Annotated in this window: 11 protein-coding genes; 6 read left to right on the forward strand and 5 right to left on the reverse strand. The window is 65.6% G+C overall.

The genetic code is table 11. The features are described 5' to 3' along the window. Positions 1-131: 131 nt before the first annotated feature. From LK409_RS15850 to LK409_RS15870, 5 genes are read left to right on the forward strand one after another with little or no spacing between them, the layout of a single operon-like run. The gene (locus tag LK409_RS15850; protein ID WP_003814158.1) at positions 132-1,025 is read left to right on the forward strand and encodes a LysR family transcriptional regulator; all 894 of its coding nucleotides are present in this window, start codon (positions 132-134) and stop codon (positions 1,023-1,025) included. Continuing rightward, on the forward strand, positions 1,022-1,603 hold the full coding sequence (locus tag LK409_RS15855) for an NUDIX hydrolase (protein ID WP_003814161.1): 582 nt from the start codon (positions 1,022-1,024) through the stop codon (positions 1,601-1,603). The genes LK409_RS15850 and LK409_RS15855 overlap by 4 nt, the downstream gene beginning before the upstream one ends. A 4-nt stretch (positions 1,604-1,607) precedes the next feature. Then, the gene (gene aat, locus LK409_RS15860) at positions 1,608-2,372 is read left to right on the forward strand and encodes a leucyl/phenylalanyl-tRNA--protein transferase (RefSeq protein ID WP_010929115.1); all 765 of its coding nucleotides are present in this window, start codon (positions 1,608-1,610) and stop codon (positions 2,370-2,372) included. A gap of 27 nt (positions 2,373-2,399) precedes the next feature. After that, a complete protein-coding gene (locus LK409_RS15865) occupies positions 2,400-3,134 on the forward strand; it encodes an arginyltransferase (protein WP_010929116.1) in 735 nt (244 codons plus the stop codon). Between the two features lie 40 nt (positions 3,135-3,174). Next, positions 3,175-4,224 (forward strand): quinone-dependent dihydroorotate dehydrogenase, encoded by a 1,050-nt coding sequence (locus tag LK409_RS15870; protein ID WP_010929117.1) that lies wholly within the window; start codon positions 3,175-3,177, stop codon positions 4,222-4,224. 147 nt (positions 4,225-4,371) lie between these two features. On the opposite strand, the gene phaP is transcribed toward LK409_RS15870, so the two are convergent. Next, complete coding sequence (phaP, locus tag LK409_RS15875; RefSeq protein WP_003814172.1) at positions 4,372-4,950, reverse strand: TIGR01841 family phasin; 579 nt, start codon at positions 4,948-4,950, stop codon at positions 4,372-4,374. 386 nt (positions 4,951-5,336) lie between these two features. Between phaP and LK409_RS15880 the strand changes: the two genes are divergently transcribed. Then, positions 5,337-6,314 (forward strand): tripartite tricarboxylate transporter substrate binding protein BugD, encoded by a 978-nt coding sequence (locus LK409_RS15880; RefSeq protein ID WP_010929118.1) that lies wholly within the window; start codon positions 5,337-5,339, stop codon positions 6,312-6,314. Positions 6,315-6,407: 93 nt separating this feature from the next. On the opposite strand, the gene dnt is transcribed toward LK409_RS15880, so the two are convergent. The 4 genes from dnt to LK409_RS15900 form a co-directional block, all read right to left on the reverse strand. After that, positions 6,408-10,802, reverse strand: coding sequence for a dermonecrotic toxin (gene dnt, locus LK409_RS15885; RefSeq protein WP_010929119.1), 4,395 nt, complete (start codon positions 10,800-10,802; stop codon positions 6,408-6,410). 200 nt (positions 10,803-11,002) lie between these two features. Beyond that, positions 11,003-11,851 (reverse strand): IclR family transcriptional regulator, encoded by an 849-nt coding sequence (locus LK409_RS15890; RefSeq protein WP_003814178.1) that lies wholly within the window; start codon positions 11,849-11,851, stop codon positions 11,003-11,005. Between the two features lie 158 nt (positions 11,852-12,009). Further along, on the reverse strand, positions 12,010-12,822 hold the full coding sequence (locus LK409_RS15895) for a competence/damage-inducible protein A (protein ID WP_003814179.1): 813 nt from the start codon (positions 12,820-12,822) through the stop codon (positions 12,010-12,012). Between the two features lie 54 nt (positions 12,823-12,876). After that, positions 12,877-13,677, reverse strand: coding sequence for an EI24 domain-containing protein (locus LK409_RS15900; protein WP_003814183.1), 801 nt, complete (start codon positions 13,675-13,677; stop codon positions 12,877-12,879). Positions 13,678-13,693: the final 16 nt, after the last annotated feature.

Below are 13,693 nucleotides of genomic sequence, written 5' to 3' on the forward strand. Positions count from 1 at the left end.
CTTTCTCCAATGGGCGCGCCGGACGGCGCGCCAAGCCCGGGCATTGTCTCGATTCCCGAAATGAAGATAAACATGCAAAATAGCAAATCATTGTTGTCAAAGCAGGAACAATAGTGGACACGCACACTGCCATGCAGACCTTCGCCCGGGTGGTAGAACTCGGCTCGTTCGCCGCGGCCGCCGACAAGACGGACCAGGCCCGCTCGGTGGTGACGCGCCAGGTCGCCTTTCTCGAGCGGAAGTACGGGGTACGGCTGCTCAACCGCACCACGCGCAAGCTGAGCCTGACCGACGCAGGACGGGCGTTCTACGACCGCATCCGGCCGGTGCTGGCCGAACTGGCCGAGCTCGACCTGGCCTTGCAGGCCCAGGGCAGCCAGCCTGCCGGACGGCTGCGCATCAGCGCGCCGGTGTCGTTCGGCGTACTGCACCTGGGCCCGGCCATCGCCGACTACCTGCTGCGCTACCCCGAAGTGGTCATCGACCTGGATCTCAACGACCGGGTCGTCGACCTGGTGGAGGAAGGATACGACGTGGCGGTGCGCATCGGCCCGCTGGTCGACTCCTCGCTGGTGGCCCGGCCGCTGGCGCCGCAGCAGCTGGTGGCCTGCGCCGCCCCGGCCTATCTCGAACGCTACGGCGCGCCTGCGCAACCGGAGGACCTGCGCCGCCATCGCTGCCTGCACTATGCCTATGCCAGCACCGGCAACGACTGGCACTTCGAAAAGGACGGCCAGACCCACGTGGTGCGCGTCAACGCCACCTTCCGCGCCAATAACGGCGATGTGCTGCGCACCGCCGCGCTGGCCGGCCACGGCATCATCCTGCAGCCCGAATTCCTGGTGGGCGAGGACCTGCGCGCCGGCCGCCTCACGGCGCTGCTGACCGACTACCGCCATTCGCTCATCACGATGATGGCCGTCTACCCCCACCGGCGTTTCCTGTCGCCCAAGGTCCGCTCGTTCGTCGAGCACCTGGAAAAGCGCTTCGGCGGCGCGCGCCAACCGTTAGAATCGCGTTCATGAGCGCCCAACAGTCCCTCCAGTATTTCCCCGCGCCGCGCCGCGCGCGCTTTTGCAGCCAATGCGGCTCGCCGGTCGATCACCGCGTGCCCGAGGGCGACAACCGCGCCCGCGACATCTGTGACCGCTGCGGCGCCATTCATTACCAGAATCCTCGCATGGTGGTGGGCACCGTTCCCGTCTGGGAGAACCGCATCCTGCTGTGCCGGCGCGCCATCGAGCCGCGCTACGATACCTGGACGCTGCCGGCGGGCTTCATGGAGCTGGGCGAAAGCACCGCCCAGGGCGCCGAACGCGAAACCCTCGAGGAATCGGGCGCCCGCATCCGGCTGGGCCAGCTGTATACGGTGATCGACGTGCCGCAGGTCGAGCAGGTGCACTTCTTCTACCTGGCCGAGGCGCTCGGGCCGGGCCTGGACCCCGGACCGGAAAGCCTGGAGGCGCGCTATTTCGACGAGGCGGAAATCCCCTGGGACGATTTGTCGTTCCGCACCGTGGTCACCACGCTCAGGCGCTATCTGGAAGACCGGCGCAAGGGCGAATTCCCCACCCACCACTACAGCCTCGAATCGCACCGCTGATCCCTTGAAACTGCCCTGGCTGGCCGCCGACACGCCGTTTCCCCCGGTCGAACAAGCGCTGCGCGATCCCGACGGATTGCTGGCCGCGGGCGCCGACCTGTCGCCCGAACGGCTGGCCCAGGCCTATGCGCACGGCATTTTCCCCTGGTACGCGGAGGGCGAACCCATCCTGTGGTGGAGCCCGGACCCGCGCATGGTGCTGGCATGCGCCGACTTCGCGCCCTCGCACTCGCTGCGCAAGCGCCTGCGCGCCTTGGCCCGCACCGAACACGACCCCGCCGCGCGCCTGCAGGTGCGCGTCGACACGGCCTTCGCCAGGGTCCTGCACGAGTGCGCCGCGCCGCGCCACGGCCAGCCCGGCACCTGGATCAGCCCGGCCGTCCAGCAAGCCTATCACAGCTGGCATGCGGCGGGATTCGTGCACAGCATCGAAACCTGGATAGACGGCGAGCTGGCCGGCGGCCTGTACGGCGTCAGCCTGGGGCGCATGTTCTATGGCGAATCGATGTTCGCGCGCGCCACCGACGCCTCCAAGATCGCCCTGGCGCACCTGGTGGCTTTCCTGCGCCGCCACCAGGTGGCCTGGATCGATTGCCAGCAGCAGACCGGCCACCTGGCGCGCCTGGGCGCGCGTCCGGTGCCGCGCGCGCGCTTCATCGAACACATCGCCCATGCCGTCGCGCAACCCCGCCTGCCGTGGCGCAGCGGCCGGCTCGACAGCGCCGGCATGCTGCATCCGCTGCCGCCGGCCAACGGCGTTATGATGTAAGCCACGTGCCGGCGACCAGACGCCGGCATGCCCGACATGAGCCAGCTAAAAGAACTCCCCTTCTCCACGCTGCAGTTTTATGCCACTGCCCCCTACCCCTGCAGCTACCTGCCAGGCAGGCAGGCGCGTTCGCAGGTGGCGGCGCCCGGGCACCTGATCAACACCGGCACGTACTCGCAACTGGTGGAACAGGGCTTTCGCCGCAGCGGCCTGTTCACCTACCGGCCCCATTGCGACAATTGCCACGCCTGCGTGCCGGTGCGCGTCGATGCGGCCCGCTTCGAGCCCAACCGCACGCAGCGCCGCGCCTGGCGCAGCCACCAGGCGCTGCGCGCCTTCGTGGCCGAACTGGCCTGGTCCCCCGAGCACTACGACCTGTACACCCGCTACCAGCAAGGGCGCCACCCCGGCGGCGGCATGGACGAAGACAGCCGCACCCAGTATGCGCAGTTCCTGCTGACCACGCGCGTCAACACGCGCCTGGTGAAATTCCGCACGCCGCAGGGCCAGCTGGCCATGATCTCCATCATCGACGTGCTCGACGACGGCCTGTCGTCGGTCTACACCTTCTACGACCCCGACATGGCCGGCAGCCTGGGCACCTACAGCATCCTGTGGCAGATCGAACAGTGCCGCACGCTGGACCTGCCCTGGCTGTACCTGGGCTACTGGATCGCCGACAGCCGCAAGATGGCCTACAAGGCCAATTTCCGGCCGCTGCAGATGCACGTGGACGGCGCCTGGCGCGAAACGCCGCCCTGAGCACGCGCGGGGCGGCAAAGTCGATCTACAATTCCGCCCCATGTCTATCCTCTTCCACGCCTACCCCCTGGCCCGCCCGGCGCTGTTCGCCATGGACGCGGAAACCGCGCACGAAGTCACGCTTGCCCAGCTGCAGCGCGCCTACGACTGCGGCCTGACCCGCAAGCTGCTGCACGCCCAGCCCGAGGCGCCCGCCACGCTGATGGGCCTGTCGCTGCGCAACCCGGTGGGGCTGGCGGCCGGCCTGGACAAGAATGGCGCCCACATCGACGCGCTGGGCAACCTGGGCTTCGGCTTCGTGGAAGTAGGCACCGTCACCCCGCGCGCCCAGCCCGGCAACCCCAAGCCGCGCATGTTCCGGCTGCCGCGCGCCAACGCGCTGATCAACCGCCTCGGCTTCAACAACCAGGGGCTGGATGCCTTCATCGCCAATGTGCAGCGCAGCCAGTGGCGCTCGCAGGGCGGGATCCTGGGCCTGAACATCGGCAAGAACGCCGACACGCCCATCGAACGCGCGGCCGAGGACTACCTGATCAGCCTGGCCGGCGTCTATCCGCACGCCGACTACGTGACCGTGAACATTTCCTCCCCCAATACCAAGAACCTGCGCGCGCTGCAGGGTGGCGACGAACTGTCGGCGCTGCTGGGGCAACTGCAGGAGCGGCGCCTCGCGCTGGCCGACCAGCACCAGCGCCACGTGCCGCTGGCGGTCAAGATCGCCCCTGACCTGAGCGACGACCAGATCGACGCCATCGCCGAGATCCTGCCGCGCCATGGCATCGACGGCGTCATCGCCACCAACACCACGCTGGCGCGCGATGCCGTGCAAGGCCTGCCGCACGCCGAGGAAGCCGGCGGCGTATCGGGCGCGCCGGTCCATGAACTGTCGCTGCGTGTCATCGAACGGCTGCGCAGCCGCCTGGGCGACGCGGTGGCCATCATCGGTGTGGGAGGCATTCTCTCGGGCCGCCAGGCCAGCGAGAAAATGGCCGCCGGCGCCCAGGCGGTGCAGCTGTATACCGGGCTGATCTACCGCGGGCCGGCGCTGGTCGGCGAATGCGTGCGGGCACTGGCCCAAGGCAGCCGCTGAGGCGGGATCCCGAGCGGGCATGAGCCCCAAGAGGACTTTTTGCCTTGGGCAAAAAAAGAGGCCACCCGAAGGTGGCCCGAATTCCAGCTCTGCTCTGTCACTCAACAGTACTACAGTATGGGCTGTCGCAACAGCCCCCTGGTACGATCAGGCGGCGCGGCGATTGCGGCCCGCGGCCTTGGTCGCGACCTCGGCGGCGTCGCTGGCAGCCTTGAAAGAGGCATTGGCGGCGGCGTTCAGGTTGCTTTCGGCGACTTCGGCGGCCTGCTTGGCAGCCTTGGTCAGCGAATCGTAGGCGCTGTTGGCCGTCGCCAGCGACGACTTGATCAGGGCCACGGCGCTTTCCGAGCCGGTGGGCGCGTTCTTGGAGAACTGCTCGACCGCTTCGGTCAGCTGCTGTTGGCCTTCGGCGATCTGGGCCTCGGCCAGCTGGGCCAGTTCGGCTTGCACGCCGGCCACGATGTCGTATACATGCTTGCCATAGGCCAGCGCCTTTTCGGCGCCCGGCTGCACCAGGCCGCTGGTGAACGAGGCAACGTCTTGCGGATCCTTCAGCTCAGCCGCTTGCTGCGACTGCTGGGCGACTTCGTCCAGCGTGGCGCGCACGACCTTCAGATTCAGGTCGACCAGCTTTTCGAAACCGGCGAACATGGCCGATTGCGCGGCGACCAGCGAGTTGACGGTGGCTTTCTGGCGGGCCAGAACTTGTTGGGGGATGGCGCTCATAGGTATCTCCTGTCAGGGTCCGGCCGGGCCGGAAAATTTCACGACGGTCTGTGACGACAAAACGTGCGCGGATCTGATAGGAAAATTCACCGCCGGCGCGTTTGCTGCATTGCACAATTGCCATTCTACGGACCTAAAAAGTCTTGTCAAGCACTTTTTGTGCGTCGCAACAATTGCTTGCCGGACTCCCCGTGGCGCAACCTGCGTCCCCCTTTTTCTGCAGCCAGGATTAATCCGGTTGGGGGATACCCGCAATGACGCTGTTTCGATTGTTTTCTACACTTCCGACAGCCTGACGGCATTACCCTCATCGACCGTCAGACATAACAAGAAAGGCCAACCCGGCCCGAATCAACCGCAGCCATACCAACTGCATTGGAGACCTCATGCCCCCCATTTCCCGTAAGCTCTCGGCCCTGTTCGCCGCCGTCGCCCTGACCGGCGCGGGCACTGCCCTGGCGGAGTATCCCGAGCGCCCCGTGAACATGGTCGTGCCGTTCGCGGCAGGCGGTCCTACCGACAACGTGGCCCGCTCGCTGGCCGAATCCATGCGGCCGACCCTGGGCGAAACCGTCGTGGTCGAGAACAAGGGCGGCGCCGGCGGCACCATCGGCACCACCCAGGTGGCGCGCGCCCAGCCCGACGGCTACTCGATCCTGCTCATGCACGCCGGCTTCTCGACCGCGCCCTCGCTGTACAAGAACCCCGGCTACGAGCCCTACACCAGCTTCGAGCCCATCGGCCTGGTGGTGGACGTGCCGATGACCATCATTGCCCGCGGCGATTTCCCGCCCAACAACATCAAGGAACTGGCCGAGTACGTCAAGAAGAACGCCGACAAGATTTCACTGGCCAATGCCGGCATCGGCGCGGCCAGCCACTTGTGCGGCACCATGCTGGTCGAGGCGCTGGGCGTCAACCTGCTGACCATTCCCTACAAGGGCACGGCGCCGGCCATGAACGATCTGCTGGGCACGCAGGTCGACCTGATGTGCGACCAGACCACCAATACCACGCAGCAGATCACCAGCGGCAAGGTGAAGGCCTACGCGGTCACCAGCCTCAAGCGCGTGCCCACCCTGCCCGACCTGCCCACCATGGACGAGTCCGGCTACAAGGGTTTCGAAGTGGGTATCTGGCACGGCATGTGGGCCCCCAAGGGCACGCCCAAGCCGGTGGTCGACAAGCTGGTCAAGAGCCTGCAGGCCGGCCTGGCCGATCCCAAGTTCCAGGAGCGCATGAAGCAGCTGGGCGCCGAGGTGCTGACCAACGAGGCCAATCCCGAGGCGCTGCAAGCCAAGGTCAAGCAGCAGGTGCCGCAATGGGCCGAGCTGTTCAAGAAGGCGGGCGTGGAAAAGCAATAAAGGCCGCGTCCCAATGCGGCCGGGCCGCGCATCGCGCGGCCCGGCCGGCCGATCGGGCGAGGCCTGCGCGCCCGCCGTTTCGCGGAATGCGATTCAGACCGGCGCCGGAAACAACGTCACCAATCGTTCGTTCAACACATCCAAGGCACTGCCGCTGCCTGCCCAGGCCAGATCCTCCGCCAGCAGGACGGCTCGCGCCCCTTGTCCGTCGTTGGAAATCAGAACGTATACCTGGCCGAGGCGGGGAACGGCCGACGCCTGGACTGCTGCGTTGTAGTCGAACGAAACCACACTGCCCGCCCCCGCATCGTGACGCGTTATGCGCGTACTGCCGCCTCCCGGCACATCCTTGCCCAGATAGGCAATGACCGCCCGGTCGTAGGTCGCGGCGATGCTGACCAAGTCGTCATTGCGCATCGGCGCCGGGATTGAGATCGGCGCGTACCCCATCGCCAAATGGGCCTGGTAAAGCGCCTGTACGCCTTCGCGCGCAGTCGCCCAATCCCCGAGTTCGGTCGACTTGCCAGTGTGGTAGAAGGCCAGGTAGCCCTCCTTGACCCCAACCATCGTCGTGCACCCGCTCAAGGAGCCGCCAGTCAGGATGAGCGGCGTCGCGACGGGAACAGTGTCGAGCCTCACGCGCACCCCGATCGCCCCTTCATCGCCGTTCTCGATGCTGATGATCCGCACATTGTCGGTCAGCATGACCTTGCGTGCCGCTGCGGGCGCGCCGTACGCATATTCGATCTCAGCCCCCGTCCACGATTGAATATAGCCATGGACAGGCCCGTCGACCGGCCTGAAGACGCTGGCGTCGAGCGCACGCGGCGCGGACATGCGCACCGGGCGGTCGTAACGCACGAACGAAATATCCAGCCCCGGAGGAAGATCGATGTCGCGCCTGCCGCCCAATGGCGGCCTGGCGCGCAGCGGGGAAATATCCCCATGGTTGAGCAATCCGATATCGGTATTTGCGTAATCCAGGCGCGTCGGGCTGATGGCGGCAGGACCGAAGTTCCATACCAGCGGCCCCCCGCCGGAAGCCTGTCGCCATGCGGGAAATATATCGTTCACGAACGACTGGAATATCGCGGGCGACGATTCCGAATAGGCGCCCAGCATGACGAAAAGACCGGTGCTGGCGGGATTCCCGATACCGCGTTCGAGCTGGGCGACGTTCGAGATATCGAACACATTGCCCAGCAGCCGGGGCGAAACGGCCTCCACGACCTCACTGGCCGTCGCGGCATGGCCCAGGCTGAGCAGGTGGAACGCCATCAGGTCGACAAAACGCGCATTTTCATAGCCGAGCCTGGCATGCAAATCGACAATGGCATCCAGATACAACTCCATCCGAGCCTGCCTGCCCAGCGACGTGTTCCGGTCCACTGCGTTAAACAGCGTTGCGACATCGTCGAGGTCATATCCCGCCCGGTACAGCACGTCATTGACCGGACTCAGATCGCCGATATAGGCCCTGACCTCCTGCAGGCGTCGCCCGATGCGCTGGCGAAGGCCGGCGTCCGGCTCGCCGAAGAAAATCCGGATCGCCGCGTCCATATCGGATTCAGCGCGCGGCGACGCAAGCCTGCTCCTGCAGGTATCGATATGCCTGAGCGCCACACGCCTCGCCTGGTTGAGCAGGCGGCGCATCGGCGCGGCCTGCTCGGCGGCAAGGGCGACCAGATTACGCGTGCGGATGCGTCCGAAGATTTCCGGCGCCCCACCCCGGCCAGGGACATCCAGATGCGTCTCCCAGTGGCCTTGCCCGTTCAGCCGAACCGGAACGGTATAGGTCAGCCTCGGCGGCAAGCGCCCATTGACCACGCGCCAACCATGCGTGTATGCATCCCAGATGACTCTGTAGGCATTCCCGGATTCGACGATGAAGTGCTCGGTGCGCTCGCTCAACGGTCCCAAGCCGCGCGTGTAGATGCCCTCAAACCTGCCGCCCGACGTGGACTCGACCAAACCGGTGGCGTCCACGCCGGCCATCCGCCATTCGCTTGCCAATTGGCCCCCCGTGCGCCCGGCCGAGGAACTGGCAGCGGAGAATGCCTGCCGCAGGAAGGCCTGGTTACGCCCGCCGACCGTAGTGGCGCTCACGAATCCCGCGACAAGCCGACGGATCGGCACGGGCTCGAAGATCTCATACAGATCGACGAGCAGCGAACGCGACAGGCGCAACCCGCTGGCTCCGATCAATGCCGGAAGCTCCTTGAGCACCGAACGCCACAAGCGCTGCCCGCTCAACCCCGCGATGCGTTGCCGCACCACGAAATTGCGCAGGTTGCCATACTGGGTACAGGTGAAACTGCCCAACTTCCCTCCTATGCTGAACACCGAGGCAAGCAAGGAAATCGAATCAAAGACGATGCTCCCCACATCGACCCGATAGGAACGATCCTGGGTCGAAAAGAATATTTCCCGGTAGAACGGCACGATCCAGAAGGCGAACTTCTGCCATTCGCTGGGTTTGTACAAAGCGGACTTCGCGTGCGCCGCGAGGTCGTCCAGACTGTGCCTCAGGGCAACGGAAACAGCGAATAGCGGCACACCCAGCGCGCCTGCGGGCAGCCTGTACTCTTGCCGATACCCGAAATACCAGCATTTCTTGACATCCAGCCCCGGATTGCTCCGCCTCAATTTGAGGAGGTAGTTGTCGCGCAGACTTGGCCCTTCAGTCGCGGGGCCGCCGAGAAACCACCCGCCCGTTCGACGGCCGGTTCGAAAGCGGCCTTGCGGCTCGGCAAGGGCGGCCAGCGTAGGATTCTGCATCACCTCAGCGTTCGCAAGGACATCAGACCAAAGCTCACCGTTGATGTTCGATACCAACAGCCAGCTGGAATCATGGAGCTGGAACATGGTGAAAAGACCCGGCAGATCGGTCAGCGGCGGCCGCCCCAGGCAATATTCAATGCCCCTGTTGTGATTTTCGATTCCACGCGCGATCAGCCCTGGCTGCGATGTCAGCACCTTGTAGTGCCGTACTTTCTGCAGGGGAAGGCACCATTGATCGACCGTCATCCGCGAGCCCAGGGCCAGAATCCGCGCCAGCCGCTGCGCCTCGAGTATGCTGTATTGATCGATATAGTCGTTGAACTGGGCCGCATACTCCGCGTAGCTGGCGAACGCGTCGCTATCGCGAAAATCGGTAAAACTGATGAAGCCCCGAGGCTCCGGCTCCTGGTCGCCAAGCAGCATGCCCGCGGTTTCCTGCTCCAGCCTTCTGAATCGCGCAAGCACGCCAAGGGGCCGAAACCTGGCCAATACGACGGGCAACGTGCGCTGCGCGCTCTCGAGATCGCAGAGCACGCCCGCGATCAACGCGGCGGCCATGGATACATAAGCCGCGTCATTGGCTGCTCCACTGGCCACGATTTCGTCGTACTCGCCAGCCGCAACCGCCGGCATCGTAGAGGCGTTGCCGCGCCGCGCCCCCAGCAACCGCAAGGCCTCGCGCTTGATGAACCGAAGAGCCAGCGCATTGCGGTAATCGCCGTAGACGCGCACATCGCGCAAGGCGGCGTAGTCGAGCGCGAACGCCGCCTCGAGCAGATCAACCCGCGCCTGCTGGGTCGCGGCCAGATGAAACTTGGCGATTTCCCACGCATCAAGTTTGCGTGGCATCTCGTCTCCCGGGCTATCGACCGAGCCTTGCGCCCGGATGCGCAGTTGGGCATGCAGGCAATCCGCCAATGCATCGGCATACGCCAGATCGGCAACGGTGCGCATATACCCTGCATCCGCGACCACGCCATATGGGCCGGATGCCTGGAAAATCGCCTGCTCGCCCCGATTGATGCCGTCGCGGCACAAACGCCATACGTCGTGTTCGGCGGTATCCAGACTGCCGTCGTCCGGCTCTCCGTCCATGCGGCGTTCGATGCTTTCGGCGAGCGCCTGCTCGTAGATGTCGGCATCCAGATCGACGGTGCCGGCCAATTCGTCGTAGGCGAACCATAGCGGGTGTTCGAACACCGAGCCCAGACGTCCCGAACGATCCACCGGACGCTGGCGGCGGCGCTTGAGGTACGCCGCCGCCAGCGGATGCGGCACGCGATTCAGTAGGTAGTAGATCTCGTAGCGCGCCTTGACATACTCGAATACCAGGTCGCTGATCGCAGTGCGGGACAAGGCGGCGATCAACACGCCGAGATAGACATCGAGTCCGATCAACCACTGCAGGATCAATGACTCAGGCTCGAGACGAGCACGAATCGCCACCTGCATTTTCTTCAAATTGGAAACCGCCACCGGGCGGTACTTGGGATAATAGAACCATGTACGAGCATCCTGGCCGATGGGTTCATCCCCGTTGGGCGCTTCGCTAAACAGCGCGAATTCGGCCTTCTCTCGTTTGGCCCGTCCACCCGCAAGATCCCCGGACTCTTCCGAGGGCAGCGCCAGCAACTCTTCCACCACGCCGTCGTAGCCTACAAGCGCCATGTCGACAAGTTGCCGCAATGCCGATTCATCTTTATCCACGTTTGTTTGCCCCTGACCGGAAACCGGAAACGACCCCAGGTCGCCTGTTAGTCAGGCTAGCAAACACACAAGAACCGGCCCATCGGATGCGCAGCCATCTCCCAGCCGAACGCTCCGGAGATCAGGACGCCGCACCAACGGTTACGGTGCGATCGCAGCCACGCCTGCACGCACCGCCTTATCGCCAGGCCAGGCCGGACTCAGGCAGCCGCTGGCGCGTGGATCCCGTTGACGCCGGGCTCGTAGCCGAGCGCCTCGGAAATGCTGGCGGCGGCATCGACCAGCAGGCGTATCCATTCGTCCTGCAGGCGCTCGGCCGGGGCCGAAATGGACAGGCCCGCGACCAGCTTGCCGGTGTCGTCGTAGATGCCAGCGGCGATGCAGCGTACGCCCAGTTCCAGCTCTTCGTTGTCGCGCGCGTAGCCGTGCCGGCGCACCAGGGCCAGCTCGCGCTCGAGGCGGTCGAGCTCGGTCAGGCTGTTGCGGGTGTGCCCGGCCAACCCGGTACGCAGCGCATAGGCGCGCACCAGCCGCGTATCGTAGGTGGACAGGAACAGTTTGCCGGTGGAGGTCAGGTGCAGGGGCGCCCGCCCGCCGATGGCGCGCACCACCTGCATGCCGGAGCGCTCGCTCCAGGCCCGGTCGATATAGACGATTTCGTCGCCTTGCTGGACCGACAGGTTGATCGTCTGCCCGGTCTGCTTGTGCAGCGAACGCATGGCGCCGATGGCCGCCTCGCGCACATTCAGCCGCCCCTTGACCAGCGAACCGAGCTCCAGCAGGCGCATGCCCAGCTGGTACAGGCCGTTGTCGACCCGCTCGACATAGCGCCCTACCACCAGGTCATTGAGAATGCGGTGCGCGGTGGAGGCATGCAGGCCGGTAGTGGCCGACAGTTCCTTGAGCGTGACGGGTTCGGGCTGGGCCGCGAGCGCATCGAGCAGGCGCATGGCGCGGTCGATCACCTGGATGGCGATGGGATGCTGGCCGGCGCCATCGTCGGAGTGAGACCCCGGCCCCCTGGCTGTAGCGTTCGGAATACGGGACATAGTGGTTACGGATAGATGCCGCCCCGGGGCGGCGCCGATGCGGCACCGCAACAAGGAGCAGATTTATCGTATTGTGAAATCTATAAAGCCGTTTGGCAACCGCTATTTTTCTCGTCCCCCTATTTTCAGCAGAACGTCAGCATGACGTCAACTCATCGTCAGTTTTGAGCTGGCGGAGCCAGTTTTCCGCCCAGGCGCACCACCTCGGCGCGCAGGAAGGCCAAGGCTTGCGCCGCCGCCTCGGGTTCGCCCTTGACGCCCAGGTCGATATGCGATGGCCCGCCCGTCTCGCCCACGCTGGGCAGGCTGAAGGCGCGCACGCCCGGCCAGCGCTGCTCGATTTCCACCATGGCCGGCGTGATGCGCGACTCGGGCATGTCGAACACCAGGAACGAATGTTCGGCATGCCGCACCTGGTGATGCAACGCGCGGTAGCGGGTATCCAGGGTCCATTCCAGCATGGGCCAGGCCATCACGGGAAAGCCCGGCACGAACGTATGGTCGCGCACGAAGAAGCCAGGAATGCGGTTGTACGGGTTGGGCACGATCTCGCAGCCTCGCGGGAACATTCCCATCTGCAGGCGCTGCTGGTTTTCCGGCGTGCCCATGTCGGCCGTACCCTGCCCCTTGGCGGCCATTTCGGCCGCGCGCAGCGCGATCGCCTGTTCGGCCTCGGGATGCAGGGCCAGCGGCAGGTCCAGCGCCTCGGCCGCGGCCTGGCGCGTGTGATCGTCGGGCGTGCCGCCGATGCCGCCACACGAAAAGACGATATCGCCGCTGGCGAAGCTGCGCCGCAAGACGGCCGCCAGCGTGGCGCGATCGTCGGGCAGGAGTTCGGCCCAGGACAGCTTCAGGCCGCGTGCGCCCAGCAGTTCGACCACCTTGGAAAAATGCTTGTCCTGGCGACGGCCGGAGAGGATCTCGTCGCCTACGATGATGAGCCCGATGCGGCGGGCGGATTCGGCTGCCATGTCTGGTTTCCGGAAAAAATGAGGCCCCCCCGGGGGGGCGTGCAGGGCAATGCGCTAGACGTCGATCGTGCGTTCCTGGCGCAGGCGCTGCAGGGCGTCCAGGCCATAGTGCGCATACACCAGCCCCGAGAACACGGGCAGGATGATCCAGGCCGGCGGCAGCAGGTTGAGCAGCGAACAGACCAGTCCGATCAGCCAGAACCCGCTGTTGTGGCGCTTGAGCAGGATGGCGCGTTCGGCCGGGCTGGCGTGTTCAACGATGGCATCCAGGCGCAGCATGCGGGTGAAGGCGAACGCCCACCAGAACACCGACAGGATCACCGCCATGGGCGGGATCAGCCAGAAGGGCAGCGTCAACAACCAGCCGGCGCCGAACGCCAGGCTGACCCATAGCGCGTTCCAGACGCTGACCGCCGTGGCGTTCCTGCCCTGGCGGGCCAGGCCGGCATATTCCCGGCCGCCGACATGCCGCAGCACCAGCGGCATGACGAACACCGCCGCGATGGCCAGGCCCAGGATGCCGGAGATCGGCAGCAGGATCGCCGCCGCGATGACGGGCACCAGGTAGATCTTGAGCGAGAACAGCCCCGCCGCGACCATCCAGTCGTCGACCTGGTTGATGGCCTGCCACTGCGATGCCTCGAAGCGCAGCCACTCGTTCAGGGGCGTCCAGAACAGCCACAGCAACAGGATGGCGCCCAGCAGCGCGATCAGGAACGGCAGCAGCACCGCGAACAGCATGTTGGGATGGCACTGCGATACCAGCGCCCGCTTGAAGGCCCGCGCGATGCCGGCGGCGCCCGTGGCGGCGTTGCCGGCGGGCGGGATGATCGATTCGGGACGGGGTACAGTCATGGCGCGGCCGGAGAAC

The sequence above is a fragment of the Bordetella parapertussis genome (assembly GCF_020735925.1).
Lineage (GTDB): Bacteria > Pseudomonadota > Gammaproteobacteria > Burkholderiales > Burkholderiaceae_B > Bordetella > Bordetella pertussis.